Below are 20,502 nucleotides of genomic sequence, written 5' to 3'. Positions count from 1 at the left end.
CCATCTTGAGATCAGCTTTGTTAAGGTTTAACGTTTTATCCAAATTTTGATTGTGAAGCAATCATCTTCATTGTCGACATCTACTTATACTTGTGAAATTCATAAAAATTGATTAATAAAAAAACCTACAATGTAGGTTTTTTCGATTCCACGAACCATGCTTGATAGAGCAATTCGATCCCTTTCTCGATATCCTCTAAACTCACATCGGTAAATCCCATGAATACAGTAGGATGCTTTCTCCCATCAGCATAAAAGTCACTGGTCGGATAAATCTTTACCCCTTTTTTCCATGCTTCCTTCACTAAAATCTCTGAAGTCGTGTTTTTATCAACTTCCAACAATACAAATAGTCCCCCGTTTGTACCATGAATGGATACATACTCTCCAAATTTGTTTTTACATAATGTACGAATCAAATCATGCTTCTTCTTATACACATTACGCATTTTTCGGATATGCTTTTCGTAGTCTTGATTCACAAGAAACTTTTCAAGAATACTCTGCTGTAATGTTGACACCGAACTTGTGTATCCATCATAACGGGTTTCATATATTGGTAAAAGTGATGGTGGAAGAATGAGGTACGACATTCTTAGCGTTGAAGAAAGCGGCTTCGAGAAGGTTCCAAAGTAAATAACGTTTCCGCTCTCATCCATCGATTGTAGAGAGGGAATTGGGTCACCTTTGTAGCGAAATTCACTATCATAATCGTCTTCAATGATGTAGATGCTGTGCTTACGTGCCCATGTTAGCAATTTTTGCCGCATCGACACGCGCATAACACTTCCAGTCGGAAAATGATGTGATGGAGTAACAATTACAGCTTGTAAATTATGTTTGGGATTTTCAGGGAGTTCAAGATTCCCATTGTAGTAAGAAAGTGGCTTGCTATAGATATCATTTTTGAGGAGTGTGTTTCGTGTCACTGGGAATCCCGGATCTTCCATTGCAATTGTTGACTTAGAATTTCTCGCTTTCAGTAAATTACTAATTATCTCTAGACTATAGACATACCCGTTGGTCACAACAATCTGTTCGTACGATGCGCGTACGCCTCGGTGGCGATACAAGTATTCCGCAATTGCGATTCTGAGATTAATGTTTCCTTTATTATCAAGAAAAGGGTCTGTCTCTGAACTGAGAACCTCTAAAGTGTACTGTTGCCATTTTGCTTTAGGAAATGTGGAAAATCCATTTCCTCCATATTTGAAATCAATGATGGAATCAGAAATTTCAGTTTGGGGTTTTCTCAGATTCGGCAGTGCTGTCAATTTTATTTCACTAAAGGTATCAAGGACCACAAAACCTACATTAGGTTTTGATAGGATGTATCCTTCAATCTCTAATTGTATATACGCACGATCAACACTATTTCTACTCACATTAAGATCAAGCGCTAAGCTGCGTGTTCCTGGCAGTAAGTCGCCTTTCTTAAGTTGCCCCGTCTGCATATCTCTTATTAAATTTTCGTAAATTTGTCTAAAAATTGGAATCGAACTTGTTTTATCTATCATTATCCACACTCCTGGACCCATTCAATCTCATGATATCTGGACCTTTTGTAGTTCCAGTTCCACTGTATAATAGAAGTATAAAATCGTCAACAGGAGGCTATTATGAATAAATCAATTGACTATTATACACTTGCGCCAGATGCTATGAAAGCAATGTTTGCAATGGAGAGTTTTGTTAATTCAATTCCGTTAGATCCGTCATTAAAGGAACTGATTAAGATTCGAACCTCACAGATTAACGGATGTGCATATTGTGTCAACGCTCATTCTCAAGATGCCATGAAACTTGGAGAAACAACACAACGGATTCTTAGCTTATCTGTTTGGGAAGAGTGCACTTTTTACACTGAAAAAGAACAAGCTGTATTGCGACTTGTCGAGCATGTTGTTGAAGTAGCAACAAAACGTGTCCCACAAAATGTCTATGATGACATTTCAAAACACTTCACAGATCAAGAATATGTCTATATTGTTTTTTGTATAAACCAAATGAATGCATGGAATCGCATTGCGATCTCAATGGGAAAGAAGGCCGATCGTCAGTAATACGCGCAGGACGTACGTTAACATTCATGAGATTCACTGTGCAAAACTATGCTATAATCAATCCTAAGAAATGGAGATTCCTATGAAAACATATCCTATTATTGATTGGCATTGCGATGTATTGATGAAACTACATCAGAATCCAGAATACAGTTTTTATGACAATGAAAACCTAGATGTTAATGTTTTGAAATTGCGTAAAGGTGGCGTTAAAGTCCAAGCCTGTGCAATTTTCATTGATCCCGACGCATATATTGATAACAAGTACGACGTTGCATTGGGGCAGATTGATGCATTTAAAAACAATGTTCTCAAACAAGAGGGAATTGTCCACATAAAACATTTTGCGGAAATTGAAAACCTAAATGATGATGAAATCGGTGTCTTCTTGACTCTCGAAGGACTTGATTGCGTTGGGTCGGATATTACAAAAGTGAAGCAATTTATAGATGAAGGTGTCCTATCTATTGGAATGACATGGAACGACGCAAACTTGGCATGTGATGGAATTGGTGAAACACGAGGCGCTGGGCTCACAACATTTGGATTTGATGTTGTGAAACTCGCTAATGACCGTGACGTCTTCATCGATGTTTCCCACATTAGCTTGAATGGATTCGAAGACGTCTTAGATACAGCTAAGCATGTAATTGCAAGCCATTCAAACGTTCAGAAACTTGCCTCACACCGACGTAATCTCAAGGATGGACAAATTCAAAGGATGAAAGATAGAGGGGCTCTTGTACACTTTGTGTATTGCGATGCGTTTGTCAATGACCAGCATCGGGTTGAACCGACTACAATTCAAATGCTTGTTGACCACATCGAGCATTTGCATCATGCAGGGCTCGCATCACAACTTGGACTTGGTTCTGATTTCGATGGTATCTCCTCCAAAATTGTGAATCTTGAAGATGCCAGCCAGAGTCAGAATTTATTACACGAGATCTCAGTACGCTTAGGCTCCGCTTTCGCAGAAGACATAGCCTTTGGAAACTTCATGAGATACGTTAACCGTCACTTCTAAAAAAGTAACCTGTGGGTACTTTTTATTTGTATAAATCCGCAACACGTTGGATTCGAGTTCTGAGTTCTTGACGAACATGTTTTGGTGCGAGACACTCGCTTTTATCTCCAAAACTCAGCAAAATATTGTAATAATAGTCATTTTCCATGAAGGGAAAGTCAACGAGATAGTACGTATCATCTATTGCAGAAAATGCATCAAACGAGCAATAATCCATTACACGATCCATTAATGACCGTTGTACACGTAACGTGACGGTTTCATTGGGACTATCTAAGACAGTTGATACATCAAGGCGAACTTGGGAGTACTCTCTACGCTCAAATGATGTGGGTGTTATCTTTAGGTCCGAAAGGCGTGAAAGTCTGAAGATTCGATAGTCTTCTCGCTCTAAACAATACCCATGCCAATACCAGCGATTACCTTTAAGTACGAGTTGATACGGCTCAACTGTACGTTGTGTACTATTACCAAAACGGTCGTGATAGGTGAATGTTAACAGTCTTTGCGATTCAATGGCTTCCTTAATAATCTCTAGATACGATTGAACATTACGATTTCCAAACCAAGAACTTAAATCAATATGAACGTGTTGCGTTTGCAGCACAATGTCCTTTTCTTTTTCCGGTGGAATTAGACTTTTAACTTTGGTCAAGACATTCGTTAAAGTGTCATTGGATGTCATATCGGATACACTCGATAGACCTGTAAGAATTGTTGACAAATCTGAAGTTGAAAATACGTTGTGATTAAGTTTATAGTTCGGCATTATTTCAATGCCGCCACCGACTCCAGGTATTGTTCGAATTGGGATTCCCGCCAAATCAATAGCATCAATATCTCGATAAATCGTCCGGAGTGACACTTCAAACATATCGGCAAGTTCTTGTGCGCTTACGCGTTTTCTTTCCAGCAATACAATAATGATACTCATCATACGATCCGTTTTCATGGGCATTTCCTCATCTTTATTAAACAAATTATAAATTGTTGACATAATGGTGTCAACAATTGTCACGTATACTATAAATACCAAGAGAATGGAGATTATGATGAAACATATTTATGTATATGTAATGGATACATTAGCAGATTGGGAGATTGGATATATTACCGCGGAATTGCATTCACGTCGCTTTTTTAAGGACAATGCACCTGAGATTGCTATTCAAACGATAAGCTACGCGTCGCAGTCGATTACTACCATGGGAGGACTTAATGTTACTCCTGATTGCACGTTGGATAGTATGATTGTAGACGAGAATACTGTGTTGATTTTACCTGGGTCAGATACGTGGCATCAACCAGAGCACCAAGCCGTACTTCAGTATGCACAACAGATTTTAAATGCCAATGGTAGTGTTGCAGCAATTTGTGGTGCTACACTCGCTCTCGCCACTTCGAACATGTTGAATTCACGCAAACATACCAGCAATGGTCCGGGATTCCTTGACATGTTTGCACCCAATTATACGGGTCAAACCTTTTATCAAGATCAACCGGTTGTTCGCGACAACAACCTTATTACTGCGGGATCCACAGACGCGCTCCTTTGGTCCAAAACAATTCTTGAGACACTGGATGTCTTTAACGATGACACCCTAGCATTATGGTACACTTTCTTTAACGAAGGGAACCCGAATGTCTTCTATGCACTTATGGAGACTTTACCCACCAAAGGCCACTAGTTCTAAAAAAAAAGACGTCACTGACGTCTTTTATTCTGTTATCGCATTTAGTCCTCGTTGGACAGCCGCTGCAAAATAGGGCCATCCATGATCGCCATCAGCGATTTGTGTATAGCGTACTTGCGCATGTTTTTCAAAGACTGCAACCGTTGCATCAACATCCGCAAACGGAACAATCGTATCCAACATTCCTGTCTCAATATAATACTGCGTGGTATTCGCCTGCGCGAAAGAGACTGGATGATTTGCATAATATTTTTCGAAATCATAAGTACCATCTTCATCGCGGAATATACTCCAAGCATAAGTTTCTGTCTCGGGGGTCATTTCTTTCCATACTGCAGGTGCAATGGCAAAGACTTTTTTGAACGTATTGGGATGTTTCATCGATAAGCGCAAGGCGCCATAGCCTCCCATTGATACACCACCGAGTAATATATCACCATTGGTACGATACTTTTCCAAATAATGTGGAATTAATTCTTCCATAATCATGGATTCCATAGGATATCCCGGCCCATCAAGATAAAATGAATTGAAACCGTCAACAAAGACTACGATGCCTTCATAGTGCATTGCGTCTAACTGACCTTTCATGTCCATACGCTCAAGGAAATTGAGTTGATGTCCGCCAGCGCCATGGAACATAAAGAGTACTGAATACCTTGCATCCGATGTGTCATAGGATGCAGGAAGATAAACACTCGAGTTCCAGTCTATACGCATTTTCTTACTTGCAATAAAACTCGAGATAATAGTGCCTGAATTAGTTAACAAAATATGTGTGCTCCGTTCTCCATTGTAATACTTTAACATGAACAAAGAATCCGTAAATTCCGAAAGTTACAAGAGTGAGTAACCACCATACAATCCATTGTCCAAATAAACTCATTGCAGTTCCAGTAAAGACTGTACGATTGCCTTCAAGGACTGTGTGGTCTGCTTCCCATCGGTACGTACGAACCATTGCCCATGGTGATCCAAAACCAAGTGTAAAGACTACGATAATAACATTGACGATTTGTAAGCCAAGGTATGACATAAAACCGCCATCAAAATATGAACTTTTCATTGATAAGTCCCCCTTTTTTACATTATACACGATAAATACGACAAGATAGGACGAATGTCTACCAATTACATAGGTATAGGTGTAATATATAAAAATATGGAGGGGGGCGACTCTATTGAAAGATAAGCGACATTATTATCTGAATTGGGTACTTATTTTTATTACGGGTGTCCTTCTTTTTGTGCTTGTTTTGATTCAAACTGGATTCACTTTCTCAAAAACATCCGTACTTGAGGCGATTCGTTCTCAAGATCCTAAATACGGTGAAATCGTATTCGCAACAACCCTCAATGATCGTAAAGAAGTTTATGTCTTTAAATATGGTGATGATTTGTATGCTCCAGTCGTGCTGGAACGTTTGGGTTCGTTATGGCGAAATAGTCATTACTACTACCAAGATGTCGCACAAATGAACATGTACTATACCGGTATTCGCGGCATTGCTTATGATTTTAATTCGATGAGTGCGCAGCGTCTCAATTATATTGATTTATCGTTAAATAAAGATTCTCACTGTTTCTTGGTCATTGATGAAGACTTAGACAATGTCAATGTTAAGTTCGAATCAGAACCTACTGAAGTACCAATGACTAAGAGTCAAAATGCCTTTTATCTTCAAAGTGATGTTGATATCGAAGCAGAAGATTCATTACTGATTGGTTATAAAGATACACAGGCCATCAAAGCGCGGTTAATTACGCATGATCCGGCGACAGTGATTGACTCTGTAAGTATTGGTACCAACACAACATTAAATACGAAGAAAAATCCTCTAATTGTTCCACGAATTCAAGCTTATGCTTATGATGATACTGCCTATACGAAAATTCCTTTTATCCATAAAGATGTAACACGGAATCCCATCTATACCGTCAGCATCAATAAACAAGTCCCTGACTACGCAACGACGACGCAAGGTTTAGTTCGCGAAAAAGATGGTCATACGTTACTAACCTATTATCATTTTAATGATTCATATCTGCTTGAGGTGCATAGCGTCGAGACAAAAACAAACCAGTATTTTGAACTTTCATCCGATACGTTTGCTTTGATTTCAAATGAAATCAATCATTGGTTGAGCAGCCTCAATCCGCCATCAACGCGCAGTACGATCTATTCAATTATTAAGACATCTTCATGATGTCTTTTCTTTACTTTACTATTATTTTTGTTTTTTGAAGGCAGGAAGTCCAGTAGCACCAAGAAGAAAGGCGACAAGTCCTAGTATGAGCGCACCTGTCATATACGTAATAATCACTCCAAGTAATACGCCACGAAGCAGTGCTCCAAAATTTGTATCAAAACCATCAATATCTGATGTTTTTCGAATCTTGTATTCACGTTTCATCTCGTTTTTCCTCACTTTCGTCACATGATCTTTAAACTTTCTTGTAAAGTTAGTGTAGCATTCTGCCATACCATTCGTGATGAAAACGGTCTATGCTGCACGATTTTTTGTTTAGGTGGTCATATTTCTCCTATATTCTCGAAACTATTTCAAAAATTGTTGGGTGTCTTCACAGCATGGTGTAAGATAAGAAGGAATCATGTGGAGGTATTGACCGTGACAATAGATACACTATTTGACAACGCTCTTTTAAATCAAGAAATTGGTGGTTATGTTTATGCCATCATTGAAAACGAAACTGCAACAATTAAAACTGCAGGACAGGCGAGCCCTGAGCTTGCAATGAGTGAGAATTTGCACTTTGATATTGCGTCATTAAGCAAACTTGTAGTAACGACACGCATTATGCAACTTGTTGAAGATGAAGAAATTGACTTAGATACGCCTGTTCAAGACATTCTAGAATCATTTAGAATCGCACATATTACAGTTGAAGACTTATTGTTGCATCGTAGTGGCTTTAACCCTTCTGTATCCAAAAAATATCTGGAATCAAAACAACTAATTAAGACATCGATTATGCATGCATATGATTGGCAAGAAGCCAACTATCATACAATGACCTACTCTTGCATTAATTTTATTATTCTTGGTTGGATTATTGAAGCACTGGATGGATCCTTGGACCATTCGCTAAATGAACATGTTCTTAAGCCTTTAGGCATGAACGATACAACATTTAACCCTGTGTCCACACCTTTAATCGTCCCAAGCGAAATACACCCTACACGGGGCCTAATATGCGGTACAGTCCATGATGAAACAGCAGCATCTTTAGATGGCATTTCTGGAAATGCTGGATTGTTTTCAACAATTCACGACCTTATCGCGTTCACCAATGGATATCTTCAAAAAACTATTTTAACCCCTGAAACAATTGATATTATGGTAGATACAAATCAAGAGCTTCGAAGTCTCGGTTGGAATTTGCATCTTTATGAGGGACAACCCTATCTTTTCCATACTGGATTTACGGGACCAGCCATAATTATGGATTTCAATCGAGGTCGTGCACTCATCATTTTGACCAACCGCACTTTTCCTTCACGCTCCAACACAGCTTTTATTGAGACGCGCCTCAAAATTTATGATGCATTTTTAGGAATGTAGATTTGCAGCATTATCGTTTCAATACAAAAAAGCCGGATATTTGCTATCCGGCTTTTCTTTTACTATGATTTATTTTTTTGACATCATCATTCTGTAAGCTTTTTAATCGGTTAAATTTTCTTTTTTTTCTTTACGTGTTTTTGCAACATACAATAAAGAACCCAATCCTGTAGCTACAAGAATGTATCCAATTTTGGAACTTTGAACTCCGGTTTTTGGTAGCTCATCCGTCTCGTCAATCGTTGTTACTTTTTCCCATTGTGCGTACAAATTCATGTTATCTTCAATTCTGAAGTTTGAATCTACAGCATAATGTGTTCCTTTTCCATCTGCTTGAGTATTCCAACCTACAAATTTGTAACCTGCTTTCTCAAGCGTATTGAACCCGAGAACCGTAACGGTATCATGTTTAAGATATTTCAGTGTATCAATTGGACTTGTACCATTGGTTTCACCATTTCCATAATAGGTAACAGTATATTTTTCAACAACTGGCGTTACATCCCACTGTGCATACAATTTTGTATTTCCAGTGATTGAGAAACTTGATCCAACAGCATAGTGTGTTCCTTTTCCATCTGCTTGAGTATTCCATCCAGTAAAGGTATGTCCTGTTTTTTCAAGCGTATTTTTCCCTAGAATAGTGACCGCATCATTTTCAAGATATTCCGTTGTATCTGTTGGCGTTAGTCCTGCTGTCTCACCATTTCCATAATAGGTAACAGTATATTTTTCAACAACTGGCGTTACATCCCACTGTGCATACAATTTTGTATTTCCAGTGATTGAGAAACTTGATCCAACAGCATAGTGTGTTCCTTTTCCATCTGCTTGAGTATTCCACCCAGCAAAGGTATGACCTGTTTTTTCAAGCGTATTTTTATCTAAGATTGTGACTGTGTCATTTTCAACATATTCAGTTATATCTGTTGGTGTTAGTCCTGCTGTCTCACCATTTCCATAATAGGTAACAGTATATTTTTCAACAACTGGCGTTACATCCCACTGTGCATACAATTTTGTATTTCCAGTGATATCAAAAGTAGCCCCAACAGCATAGTGTGTTCCTTTTCCATCTGCTTGAGTATTCCACCCAGCAAAGGTATGACCTGTTTTTTCAAGCGTATTTTTATCTAAAATTGTGACTGTGTCATTTTCAACATATTCAGTTGTATCTGTTGGTGTTAGTCCTGCTGTCTCACCATTTCCATAATAGGTAACAGTATATTTTTCAACAACTGGCGTTACATCCCACTGTGCATACAATTCTGTATTTCCAGTGATATCAAAAGTAGCCCCAACAGCATAGTGTGTTCCTTTTCCATCTGCTTGTGTATTCCATCCAGAAAAGGTATGACCTGTTTTTTCAAGCGTATTTTTATCTAAAATTGTGACTGTGTCATTTTCAACATATTCCGTTGTATCTGTTGGTGTTGCTCCTGCAGTCTCACCATTTCCGTGATATGTAACTGTGTACGTTACAGCATCTGGAATCCAAATTGCATAGACACTTTGGCTTGCACTCGTTAGTTCAACTTCTGTTACTGGAGTACTTCGCGTACCGTCTTCAGTAGGTTCTAATGACCATCCACCAAACGTATAACCGTCTCGCTTCAATCCTAAATCCTGATGATTCATCACCGGAACGACTTTATTTAAGTATCCAACTTGGTAATACTCTTCAATGACGCCATCCTCATTGGGTAAATAGAACTCTGTTCCATCATATTCACCAAGAGGGGCTAAATCAAAGGCTCCATGGTTTGAATTATACAAAATTGAAGCAACTTGAATTGAGCCGTGATCTTTATCACGTGGTAAACCACGTTGACCAATGTCTCCAAGGTTAGCTTGTCCTTGATATGTATTATCAGCAATACTTCCTGGTCTAATCATTACAGTCGGAACGACTTCACGATTCACACCTGCACGTACATTGGATTCGTTTTTTGCGACATGTGGTGTTGTAACACCTAGGACTTCAAACAATGAATCATCAATCGTCGAATCATTCTCTAAGTTGATGACGTTTCTCTTTCCTAAATCCACTGTCGTACTGTTACTGATATCCTTGTATTTACTGGATTCGTTTAAATTTCCATTTTCATCATACACACGGTTTCCAGCAAAGATATTGGCATCTAATGTTGTGGATGGTCCAAGAAATGACGTTTGGCTCAAGCCAATGGCACCACCTTGTTGATTAACAGACGATAAGCCATCACCAGATTGGTTTCCAATAAATGTGGATGTTTTAATAATATTATTAGATGTTGATTTAAGTCCGCCACGGAAGTATTGAATGGCACCACCGGAACGGTTTCCTCCACTCTTTCCATGCGCGACATTATCAATAAATGTTGAGTTCGTAATTGATGTTGCTAATTTTCCATTACCACTTGCCTCAAACAGAATCGCACCACCATCATCGTTTGCTTCATTGCCGATGAATGATGATCCATCGATATTTACTTTTCCATCGCCATTATAGACACGAACATAGAGTGCACCACCATCATCTGCGGCGAATGTTGGTGACGTTGGATCACCCTGAGCTATATTTCCTTCAAAAATTGAATGGTTAATATTTATGACACCGAAGAGATCATTTACGGTGATGGCACCACCGCTTCCACCCAGTAATCCGGTATTTTTTGTTGTGTTGATATTGTTACGGAAAACCGTATTTTCAATCGTCATGACAGAACGGTAATTTTTAGCTGAAATTGCTCCCGCTTCGTAACCATAGCCTGATCCATGATTGTTCTCAATTGTTGAATTGGTAATTGTAAGTGGGGCACGCTCTGCAACTTTAATTGCGGATGCCGAGTTCATGCTTTTATTGTTGTAGATATGCATGTTATCTAACTTGGACGATACACCAAGATAAATAACTGCTGATCCCGCATTGTAAACAGAAGAATTATAAAATTCTAATGATCCACCACTACGACTATCGTCAAATAAGTACCCAGAGCGTGATTGTCCATCAATCTTTAAATTTTTGATTGTAACGGTACTTGGTTGGTTTCCTTGTAACTTGATGTTTCCACCATCCCAAATAACACCATTACCATCGATTACAAATGATACATTGGGAATTGTAACCGTCATAGGTCCTGATACAAAATCAGGTGCAAGTGTAATAACTTGGCCCTCAGTGGCAGTTGCGATGGCTTCCATCAGTTCATCTACGGTTGCGACTGCGTCAAAATTGACCGCTCTCGTTTCTGTTTCAGGAGTTGGTACTTCTGGGCTTACTGAATCTGCATCTTTCGGCTTGTCTTCTGACTCTTGTGTCTCGGACACAACATCTGTTTCAACTTCTTGAGATGCGTCTTGATCTAATTCTGTATCACCTTCTGTAACGTCACCAGTTACATTTTCAGATTCATTCTCTTGCTCAGTCTCAGGTAATTCATCACATGATGAACCTTCATCCTCATCCGCACACACTTCACTGGTCGTATCATTGCCGATTTCTGTTTCAGTTATCGGTGTTGATACTCCTTGGTTAGTGTTTGATTCATCTGCATTGATATTTAAGAAAGGCACCGAAATGAGTACCAAGCTTAATACCATAAAAATCTTTAATTTCTTTTTCATAGTACCACCTCTTTATCTATTCCTAAATTAACAAATTAGGTCTCTATTAAGTTGTAAATGATATTAAAACATCGATTAACGTTACCAACAGACGATTTTTCCGGGAGATACTGTATCTTAAATTATTTGGAATAAGAGCACTTTGACGCTTTGAAGCATGAAAAAAGTAGAACAACGTTCTACCTGTTTTTTATTATTAAGAAGCGATCCTCGAATCAATGAAGTTTCTTAATCGCTCAGCAGCCTGTGGATAACCACACCAACTTATTATTTTTTTGTATCAGGGCGGTAATTAAGATAAACCATTCCCAATCCAGATACAATCACCAACACAGCTAAGATACCACCGTGGACTTGACGTTTTGTCGAGCCTATTTGACCATCTTCTCTTGGCGCTTTCGAAACACCTTTTATGACAGGTACTTCTTCAGCGGAAGTCGCTGTGACGACGGCTGTTGCTTCGGTATCCTTTTCATTTGCAAAGACTCGATACGAGCCAAACAATGCTCCAGATACGACCATCATACAGCACAGTGTTCTTAAGAACTTCTTCATGAATTCCTCCAGACATATGTTAAGACATATAGTTGTACGTTATTTCTTAAACATACGCTTATATATTATGCATAAATAAAACACCTTATGCAAGCAAATGTTTTTAAAAAATTGCTAGCTCAAGGTGTTGCGGTATGATTCGATTATTTCTTAAGAGATTGAAGTGTGCGAGCGGCATATTCACTAATTTTTGTTTGGTTTCGATAAAGGCCATAAGCAATTCCAAAACCAAGCAGCGAGCCTACGAGAACATCACTTGGGTAATGAACAAAGACATACAAGCGTGAGAAGGCCATCAATGCTGCCAACCCAAGAAAGATCCACCGTTTCTTATCTTTAATAAAGAGGAAGAATGTTCCTGCCATTGCAAATGCACTTGCAGCATGTCCTGATGGGAACGAAGAACCACGTGGTACTGGAATCAAAATATCAAAGTTCGCTATTTCAAAGGGGCGAACCCGCATCACAATCGGTTTCAAAATCCCGCTCACAAGGATTAATTCAAGGAGTAATGCTAACAATGCAAAGTAACCAATTTTCCGTGTTTTTTTATTAATCATAAGGACAAGGGCGATAGCTATCCACAGCTCTGCATGATCTCCCAAACGTGTGTATATCGCGAAAAAATGATTAAGAAATGGGGTAGCCCATGTTTGGATCCACTGCAGAATTGCCATATCCATTATTGTGTTACCTCAACTTCAATATCATGTGCTGCACGATAACTAATGGCAACCTCTTTACCATTAACATTAACAACAAACGGTCCTTCATACGGATCAATACGAACAAGTTCAAAGGGTTCACCTAAATTAAAGGATATCGTCTCCAAGTACTTGAGCAGTTCTAAATCATCACGAACACGAGAGAATGTACCCGTATCACCCACTTGTAATGAAGCAAGTGGGGTCACACCATCACGATCTAAACCACCATTTCCATAAATGATGCTTCCGTGAGGACAATACTTAGGATTATTGAGGTATTCACTTAATCTTTGCGCAAGATTGTTGGAGGTAACATGTTCTAAGACCTCCGCATCATCATGAACATCGGTCCATGAGTATCCCAATTGTTCTACCAAGAATACTTCCCAAAGTCGGTGCTTACGGACAAGATTCTGCGCTTCACGGGTTCCTTCGTCACTCAATGTCAAACCCAAATCTTTATGTCTAACTACCAGTCCTGATTCTGTCAGTTTTCGAATCATTTCGCTCGTAGATGCCGCAGATACATCTAAAGTAGCTGCTAACTCTTTGTTTGTAAGTTTAATATTTCTTTGATTCATAGCAAATATAATTTTAATATAGTCTTCGCGATTTGGTGTCATTTCTTACCTCTTTTCTTAGGTATACCTAATTTATATCATTATATCACTAAATATCAGTGAAAAACAAGATATGGAATCCGTACGCACAGTCTTTTTCACATGGTATAATAGAATTACACTAAGGAGGTTTTTGTATGAAATTTTCCTGGCATGGACACGCCTGTGTCCAACTTCAAACACTCGATGGAACCAAAATTATTATTGATCCTTTTATCAATGGTAATCCTTATTCCGATCTTGATGTCGAATCGGTTGTTGCCGATTATATTATTTTGACACATGGTCATGAAGATCATGTTGGTGATGCCTTAGCCATTGCACGGAATAATGAAGCAACGATCATTGCTGTTGTTGAGTTAGCTGACCATCTGGCGTCTATCGACGTTAAAACCCACGGTATGAATATTGGTGGAAGTTTTAATTTTCCGTTTGGAACTGTTAAATTAACACCTGCAATTCATAGCTCATCATATAATGGTCACTATATGGGACTTGCAGCGGGTGTTATTGTCGATGATGTGAGTTCTACCATTTACCATGCAGGAGATACTGCACTCTTTACAGATATGAGTCTTATTGGACCTGTCACAGCAGCTTTTTTGCCAATTGGTGATAATTTTACGATGGGAATACGCGATGCATTACACGCTGCCCAACTAATTCAGTCTGAACTATACATTCCGATTCACTACAATACATTTCCTGTTATTGAACAAAATCCATACGAATTCACAAACATGCTTCACGACAATCGTGGACTTGTTCCTGAAATTGGCGAAATAATTGAATTATAAAGGAGGCTTTTTATGTTACAAGAACGCATCAATCGTGTCATCAATAATCATCAATTAAGTTGCGGACACACCAATCACTATATTTTTATACTTAAAGGGTTCACCCATGTTTTAAAGAAATACTCAGTACCGGTAAAAGACCTAGATGTCGTTAAAATCCCCACAAAAACCAATTTTTATATTACATACGAAGATGCGATGACCCTCGGTGACGGCTTTGTCAGTGCACTTATCGAACATGAGTATGATCCTTGGATTGTTGATTTTAATTTCTTCGAAGGGGGATACCTTGCTGATATTGACTCTGTAGATTATACCAATCGAAAACCATTAGCGAACATGTTGCTCGTTAATTACCCTGAAATATCATGGGCTCCAGAACGGAAAACAATCCATATTTTCAACACCAATAATCCGTTAATAGGTATTGTGGACGATCCTGATACACCACGAACCAATGAAGACCGATTAAACATATTTCTAGAATTAGAGTAGAATTTTCTACTCTTTTTTCATAAATTCGTTTTATAATAATATATAAAAGTGGAGGATGTCTATGAGACCTGTATATAATTTTTCAGCCGGGCCAGCTATGTTGCCCGAATCAGTATTACTTAAAATCCAAGATGAACTATTAAGTTATCAAGGATCCAACGTTTCAATGTTAGAAGTGAATCATCGTTCGTCAGAATTCTTCGGAATTATCGATCATGCTAAGGCAACATTGAAAGAACTCATGAATATCCCCGATACATACTCAATTGTATTTCTTCAAGGGGGGACAAGTCAGCAATTTGCAATGATTCCCATGAACTTTGCGAAAGGAAGACGCGTTGCTTATGTCGATACAGGTTTTTGGTCAGCAAAAGCGATTGAAGAAGCCCATATTCTCAACGATACACTGGTTGTAGGATCAAGCAAAGAAGATGGTTACAGTTATCTTCCAATGGATCTTAATGTACCCGAAGATTGTGCCTATGTCCACATCACAACAAACGCAACATCAGAAGGCCTCATGTATCGTGATCTCCCTGATACCAATGGTGTCCCATTGATTGGTGATGCGTGCTCTAATATCTTGGGCTTTCCCTATGATATTAATGACTTTGCAATGCTTTACGCGGGAACGCAAAAGAATTTAGGTATGTCAGGACTTACACTTGCAATCATTCGTAATGATATGCTCCACGATGTGGAAGGACTTCCTTATATCTTCGATTACAAAAAACATATCCAGGAAAATTCAGTCTATAATACCTCTCCAACGTTCGCCATCTATGTCACCGATTTAATGCTGACATGGGTTAAAGAACAGGGTGGTGTCGAAGCACTCTCTCAACAAAACGAGCGAAAAGCTGCAATGCTGTACGAACTTATCGATCGCTCGGGATTCTATTCCAACTGGGTCAAACCTTCGGATCGTTCATCGATGAACGTTGTCTTTACAACAAATGATGAAACATTGGATACGCTGTTTGTGGAAGAAGCAGCACTTGAGGGCATGATTAATTTGGGGGCTCATCGTAGTTCCCGAGGTATGCGCGTCAGCATCTATAATGCGATGCCAGTTGAAGCGGTTGAAAAGCTCGTCGACTTTATGAACCGTTTCCAAGAGAAATATCAATAATAGAACGCCTGTGGAACCGTTTAGCGAATCAACTCTTAAAGGATTCACTAAATGGTTCCATAGTTTTTTATGCAAAACTATAAGAAATTAATACGTTTGTGGAGGTCCTCTTTCGTACTTTAACCTTTGAATAGAGCCTCTGTAAACATCGTCAAACATCTTTTACATACATGCGAGGCACAATGTAAAGAACTTTTAGATTGAACAGTAAACGAAACTCTTTTAATGTGGGGTTAGGAGGAACGGTTAATGGATTTTGGAACAAGACTTAAGGAAGCTCGCAGTCGCATAGAACTTAGACAAGAAGATATTGCGGATGCAATCGGCGTCTCAAGACAAACTGTGTCTAATTGGGAAAACAATCGGAGCCTTCCCGATTTAAGAAGTATTGTTGAGATAAGTGACATTTACCAGATCTCCCTCGATGACTTACTAAAAGGAGACCGAAAAGTTATGGAAAAATTAATTAATGATTCTGACGTCAAAACAATGGAAAGGAAATTGAATATTCTTACTCTAGTTGTTTTGGCAACATCATCCTTGACATTACTCTTTATTGATGGCGATATCCTTTCAAGTACAAGTATGCCTGTACTTAATGCTATATCCATTATTCTACGAATGATACTTATTGGATTACTATTTTATACAATTATAAAATATGCCAAAATGCGTAATGACTATCAGCGCCAAAACGGAGATGAAAACCAACCAAAGTTTAACACCACCAAAGTTATCATTGTACTTGCTGGATTATGCGTTGTTGGATTCCTACTCGGACTCATTGCCGCATTATTATAATATTATGCCGCAAAATTCGTAAAAAAAAAGCTGAACCCTATTCAATGCGCTCTTGCATCGAAATGGGTCCAGCTTTTTTAGTGTTCGATTTGAACACGTGGATTTAAAACTTTGATGTATTTAAGAATCATTTCTTGAATCTCGGGATGGGTCAGCAGTTTAAATGTCTTTTTCGTTTTGTCCTGATAGGTCAGCGTAAAGATATCTTGGTTCTTGCCTGTGTATCGTTGATTGCGATATGCAACGTGGGCAACATCTTCTAATACGACTGCTTTGCCAGTATCAACAAGGATCAAGCGGTCGCCATCTATGAGAATCGGAAATTCCGAAACACTATTTTTTATATACAAATTAAAATTAAGTGCAATCGATGGTTTGTCCATTGCATGAATCACTTGATCTATCTTTTGAGTATTCTGATACAATCGAAAGCTTTGAAATGCTACAACAATAGCACATACGGCCGTAAGCATTAGTGCCGTTGTCACGAGCGTCTGCTCTGGAAAGGCTTGACGTGATGCCAAGGTCCCAACAACGATAACTAACACTGACACAATGACCCATGCCGTAATCTTAATTCGAATTGTTTCTTTATTAATCCCCAATAAATATTGCCGTTCACGTTCCATAATATACCTCATATCTTCATTCTATTATACGTGATTTATGAGGGTTTGTCATGACACTACTGATGTGCTTCAGTATATGCCTGCGGATCTTGACGCCACGCTTTTAGAGAAGCAAGGTCGCTTTGACTTATGGTACCTGAGCTTACTGCTACATCAATGAGTGTTGAGTAGTTAGAAAGTGATTCGTAGGGAATTCCTGCATTTTCGAAATTTTGACGTGCACTATCAAGTTCATAATCAAACACGGAAAGTACCGCAACTACTTCATGACCTGCATCTTCAAGTACTTTACATGCTTTAATACTCGATCCACCTGTTGATATCAAATCTTCAATCACGATAACTTTTGATTTCTCTGGAATGAATCCTTCGATTTGTTTGCTACGGCCATGATCTTTTGCCGCAACACGAACATATGCCATTGGCAAAGCGAGTGCTTCAGATACCCAGCATGCTTGAGGGATTCCAGCGGTTGCTGTACCAACAATCATATCAACAAATTGGTATTTTTGACGTACGATATCAGCTAAACCTCGTGCAATATTCATACGTACTTCAGGGTAACTCATCGTGATGCGATTATCACAGTAAATTGGACTTTTTAATCCACTTGCCCATGTGTATGGTTCGAGTGGACTCAAGGTGACGGCTTCGACGTCAAGTAAATATTTAGCGATGCGTTGTGCTGTGTTCATTATGCTTGCTCCCATTCATTCTTAATTGCTACATATGCTTCATATGGATTATCAGCTTTTGTAATTGGGCGACCTACCACAATATAAGAAGACCCATTTTGACGTGCTCGAGATGGTGTCATGACGCGCTTTTGGTCACCTACATCACTAGTTGCTGGACGAATTCCCGGTGTTACTCGCAGGAACTCTTCACCACACTCATTCGCAATTTGTTGTGCTTCGAGTGGTGAACATACAACACCATCTAAACCTGCTTTTTGGGCACACGCTGCGTAATGGAGCACTGATTGTTCGAGCGAAACCTCAATTAGTTGATCACTGTGCATTTGTGCTTCAGAAGTAGATGTCAGTTGTGTTACCGCAAGAAGAATTGGACCTTCTCCTAAACCACGACGTGCAGCTTCCATCATTTCAATGCCACCTGCTGCATGAACGTTAGCCATGTCGACACCAAGTTTGCGTAAGCCACGCATCGCACTTTCAACGGTATTGGGGATATCGTGCAATTTCAGGTCAAGGAAAATGCGATGACCGCGCTCCTTAATCTCACGAACCATTTCTGGTCCGGTTTGGTAGTATAGTTCCATACCAATTTTAACGTAAAGGGACTCTTCGAAATGATCTAAGAATTCCATAACTTCTGTTCTTCCTGGAAAGTCCAGTGCAATAATAACTTCTGACATAATAACCTCTTTCTTTTTCTTCATTGAAAAGCAATTCAAATAAAAAGCTTGAACCCATAGAGTTCAAGCGCGTATCTTAAAAGATATGATTCGCTTCGAGAACTCTCTGGTACTCTTTAAAGTGAATTTAATTATGAAATATTTACCGAATCTTCGCCATCAATTTCTTTAATATGAACAAAGATACGTTCTGTTTTGGATGTAGGAACATTTTTACCAATATAATCTGGACGAATTGGAAGTTCTCGATGACCGCGATCAACCAGAACTGCTAGCGAAATTTCTGCAGGACGACCCATATCAATCGTTGCATCCATTGCTGCACGAATTGTTCTTCCTGTAAACAGTACATCATCGACCAATACGACATGTTTCCCTGTTAGCGAATCATTAGATGATGCACTGCTGTGGATTTCTTGATCATCACGATAACCCGAAATGTTTAAGCTTACGACATCAACAGGTCCTTCGATAGATGCAATTTTTTCAGCAATTCTTTTGGCAATCGGCACCCCACGTGTCTCAATACCAACAATCACTAAATTTTCGATGCCTTGATTTCGTTCAACGATCTCATAAGAAAGACGGTTAATTGCACGCATCATTTCCGATTCATTCAGAATTATTTTCGACATACGTTCCTCCATAAAAAAAGAGCCACTCACAGAAAGAGGCTCGTTGATAATGATCATAGTTGCTCTTTCCTTCTTGATCTCTCAGGATCAGTTTAAAGGATTCTTTTTTCGAATAAATCATAATCTAATTCCCGCACAATGTCAATCAATGTTCCAAGACATTCTACGAACTCGATCGTAAGAGAAAAGTAATACGCATCGAATCACATTTGTTCGAAAATGATTGTTTTTGATTGCGTATTTCGACTAATTATATCGTTTTGTGAAATTTTATTGCGATAATACATTAAATCATTGTATTTATATGCTTTTCTTACATTTTTGTAAGAATTTTGTCCCGTATATCGATGTTATTGAAACCGTACATTTTGTATTATAGTAACAGAGTAAAATTCATCAGTTCAGATGCACTTAATTGTATCAAGTTTTTGATTATTGTTACCTTAATCCTACAATAATCAAATAGCAATTAAGCAATCATAATATCCGCACTCATGAAACTTGATGTCATATACTCTGTCTCGTATAGCACTTGAAGCCAAAAGATGATTTCCTAACATATGTCTAACATACGATGAGTGTTGAATAAGTCCGCATTTCAAATCACATTTGAATTTATCCGCATTCGTTTCATCTTTTTTTAATCCGCCGATATTCTGAGAGGATATCAACGATTCTATTCGCAATTTACACTAATATCCGCAAACTTGATAATTGGTCATTATCAAATCCCGTAAATTGTACGCACATGCTTTTGAAATCCCCGATATACTTCAATC

Annotated in this window: 22 protein-coding genes; 9 read left to right on the top strand and 13 right to left on the bottom strand. The window is 38.7% G+C overall.

The genetic code is table 11. The annotated features are described in order from the left end of the window. Positions 1-125: 125 nt before the first annotated feature. On the bottom strand, positions 126-1,517 hold the full coding sequence (locus G7061_RS01080) for a PLP-dependent aminotransferase family protein (RefSeq protein WP_166118087.1): 1,392 nt from the start codon (positions 1,515-1,517) through the stop codon (positions 126-128). 102 nt (positions 1,518-1,619) lie between these two features. Between G7061_RS01080 and G7061_RS01075 the strand changes: the two genes are divergently transcribed. Both G7061_RS01075 and G7061_RS01070 read left to right on the top strand, forming a co-directional pair. Further along, positions 1,620-2,063 carry a carboxymuconolactone decarboxylase family protein gene (locus tag G7061_RS01075; RefSeq protein WP_159639843.1) on the top strand — a complete coding sequence of 148 codons (444 nt, stop codon included), beginning with the start codon at positions 1,620-1,622 and terminating at the stop codon, positions 2,061-2,063. Between the two features lie 82 nt (positions 2,064-2,145). Continuing rightward, positions 2,146-3,090, top strand: coding sequence for a dipeptidase (locus tag G7061_RS01070; protein ID WP_166118085.1), 945 nt, complete (start codon positions 2,146-2,148; stop codon positions 3,088-3,090). Between the two features lie 22 nt (positions 3,091-3,112). Here G7061_RS01070 and G7061_RS01065 read toward each other — a convergent pair whose 3' ends face one another. Further along, a complete protein-coding gene (locus tag G7061_RS01065; protein ID WP_166118083.1) occupies positions 3,113-4,042 on the bottom strand; it encodes a YafY family protein in 930 nt (309 codons plus the stop codon). A gap of 97 nt (positions 4,043-4,139) precedes the next feature. Here G7061_RS01065 and G7061_RS01060 point away from each other — a divergent pair, with 97 nt between their 5' ends. After that, the gene (locus G7061_RS01060) at positions 4,140-4,778 is read left to right on the top strand and encodes a type 1 glutamine amidotransferase family protein (protein ID WP_240914422.1); all 639 of its coding nucleotides are present in this window, start codon (positions 4,140-4,142) and stop codon (positions 4,776-4,778) included. A gap of 30 nt (positions 4,779-4,808) precedes the next feature. On the opposite strand, the gene G7061_RS01055 is transcribed toward G7061_RS01060, so the two are convergent. Together G7061_RS01055 and G7061_RS01050 are read right to left on the bottom strand one after the other, a co-directional pair. Beyond that, complete coding sequence (locus tag G7061_RS01055; protein ID WP_166118081.1) at positions 4,809-5,555, bottom strand: alpha/beta hydrolase family protein; 747 nt, start codon at positions 5,553-5,555, stop codon at positions 4,809-4,811. Further along, positions 5,545-5,850 (bottom strand): DUF898 family protein, encoded by a 306-nt coding sequence (locus G7061_RS01050; RefSeq protein WP_159634673.1) that lies wholly within the window; start codon positions 5,848-5,850, stop codon positions 5,545-5,547. Before G7061_RS01050 ends, G7061_RS01055 begins: the two co-directional genes overlap by 11 nt. A 115-nt stretch (positions 5,851-5,965) precedes the next feature. Here G7061_RS01050 and G7061_RS01045 point away from each other — a divergent pair, with 115 nt between their 5' ends. After that, positions 5,966-6,991 (top strand): hypothetical protein, encoded by a 1,026-nt coding sequence (locus G7061_RS01045; RefSeq protein ID WP_159639851.1) that lies wholly within the window; start codon positions 5,966-5,968, stop codon positions 6,989-6,991. Positions 6,992-7,012: 21 nt separating this feature from the next. Here G7061_RS01045 and G7061_RS01040 read toward each other — a convergent pair whose 3' ends face one another. Then, positions 7,013-7,198, bottom strand: a complete 186-nt coding sequence (locus G7061_RS01040; RefSeq protein ID WP_159639853.1) for a hypothetical protein — start codon at positions 7,196-7,198, stop codon at positions 7,013-7,015. Between the two features lie 216 nt (positions 7,199-7,414). On the opposite strand from G7061_RS01040, the gene G7061_RS01035 reads away from it, so the two are divergent. Then, positions 7,415-8,368: a serine hydrolase gene (locus tag G7061_RS01035; RefSeq protein ID WP_166118079.1), complete on the top strand. Its 954-nt coding sequence runs from the start codon at positions 7,415-7,417 to the stop codon at positions 8,366-8,368. Between the two features lie 102 nt (positions 8,369-8,470). Here the strand turns inward: G7061_RS01035 and G7061_RS01030 are convergent, their stop codons facing one another. The 4 genes from G7061_RS01030 to G7061_RS01015 all read right to left on the bottom strand — a co-directional run bounded on the left by G7061_RS01030 (position 8,471) and on the right by G7061_RS01015 (position 13,859). Further along, the gene (locus G7061_RS01030; RefSeq protein WP_166118077.1) at positions 8,471-11,974 is read right to left on the bottom strand and encodes an InlB B-repeat-containing protein; all 3,504 of its coding nucleotides are present in this window, start codon (positions 11,972-11,974) and stop codon (positions 8,471-8,473) included. A gap of 267 nt (positions 11,975-12,241) precedes the next feature. Beyond that, on the bottom strand, positions 12,242-12,529 hold the full coding sequence (locus G7061_RS01025; protein ID WP_166082615.1) for a hypothetical protein: 288 nt from the start codon (positions 12,527-12,529) through the stop codon (positions 12,242-12,244). 143 nt (positions 12,530-12,672) lie between these two features. Beyond that, a complete protein-coding gene (locus G7061_RS01020) occupies positions 12,673-13,212 on the bottom strand; it encodes a phosphatase PAP2 family protein (protein WP_166118075.1) in 540 nt (179 codons plus the stop codon). Continuing rightward, complete coding sequence (locus tag G7061_RS01015; protein ID WP_159639861.1) at positions 13,212-13,859, bottom strand: metal-dependent transcriptional regulator; 648 nt, start codon at positions 13,857-13,859, stop codon at positions 13,212-13,214. The genes G7061_RS01020 and G7061_RS01015 overlap by 1 nt, the downstream gene beginning before the upstream one ends. A gap of 134 nt (positions 13,860-13,993) precedes the next feature. Between G7061_RS01015 and G7061_RS01010 the strand changes: the two genes are divergently transcribed. The 4 genes from G7061_RS01010 (at position 13,994) to G7061_RS00995 (ending at position 17,081) form a co-directional block, all read left to right on the top strand. Continuing rightward, positions 13,994-14,653 (top strand): metal-dependent hydrolase, encoded by a 660-nt coding sequence (locus G7061_RS01010; protein ID WP_166118073.1) that lies wholly within the window; start codon positions 13,994-13,996, stop codon positions 14,651-14,653. Positions 14,654-14,665: 12 nt separating this feature from the next. After that, positions 14,666-15,148, top strand: a complete 483-nt coding sequence (locus G7061_RS01005) for a hypothetical protein (protein WP_159639865.1) — start codon at positions 14,666-14,668, stop codon at positions 15,146-15,148. A gap of 61 nt (positions 15,149-15,209) precedes the next feature. Continuing rightward, positions 15,210-16,280 (top strand): 3-phosphoserine/phosphohydroxythreonine transaminase, encoded by a 1,071-nt coding sequence (gene serC / locus G7061_RS01000; RefSeq protein ID WP_159639867.1) that lies wholly within the window; start codon positions 15,210-15,212, stop codon positions 16,278-16,280. A gap of 249 nt (positions 16,281-16,529) precedes the next feature. Then, on the top strand, positions 16,530-17,081 hold the full coding sequence (locus G7061_RS00995; protein WP_166118071.1) for a helix-turn-helix domain-containing protein: 552 nt from the start codon (positions 16,530-16,532) through the stop codon (positions 17,079-17,081). A gap of 77 nt (positions 17,082-17,158) precedes the next feature. Here G7061_RS00995 and G7061_RS00990 read toward each other — a convergent pair whose 3' ends face one another. From G7061_RS00990 to pyrR, 4 genes are all read right to left on the bottom strand, one after another. Further along, complete coding sequence (locus G7061_RS00990) at positions 17,159-17,710, bottom strand: hypothetical protein (RefSeq protein ID WP_166118069.1); 552 nt, start codon at positions 17,708-17,710, stop codon at positions 17,159-17,161. A gap of 56 nt (positions 17,711-17,766) precedes the next feature. Continuing rightward, the gene (gene pyrE, locus G7061_RS00985) at positions 17,767-18,405 is read right to left on the bottom strand and encodes an orotate phosphoribosyltransferase (protein WP_159639873.1); all 639 of its coding nucleotides are present in this window, start codon (positions 18,403-18,405) and stop codon (positions 17,767-17,769) included. Then, on the bottom strand, positions 18,405-19,088 hold the full coding sequence (pyrF, locus tag G7061_RS00980; RefSeq protein ID WP_166118067.1) for an orotidine-5'-phosphate decarboxylase: 684 nt from the start codon (positions 19,086-19,088) through the stop codon (positions 18,405-18,407). The genes pyrE and pyrF overlap by 1 nt, the downstream gene beginning before the upstream one ends. A gap of 131 nt (positions 19,089-19,219) precedes the next feature. Further along, positions 19,220-19,723, bottom strand: coding sequence for a bifunctional pyr operon transcriptional regulator/uracil phosphoribosyltransferase PyrR (gene pyrR / locus G7061_RS00975; RefSeq protein WP_159634721.1), 504 nt, complete (start codon positions 19,721-19,723; stop codon positions 19,220-19,222). Between the last annotated feature and the right edge of the window lie 779 nt (positions 19,724-20,502).

It is taken from the genome of Erysipelothrix sp. HDW6B (assembly GCF_011301115.1).
In the GTDB taxonomy this organism is placed as follows: domain Bacteria; phylum Bacillota_I; class Bacilli_A; order Erysipelotrichales; family Erysipelotrichaceae; genus Erysipelothrix; species Erysipelothrix anatis.
The sequence above is the reverse complement of the archived record's forward strand: the minus strand, read 5'-3'. Positions and strand labels throughout refer to the sequence as shown.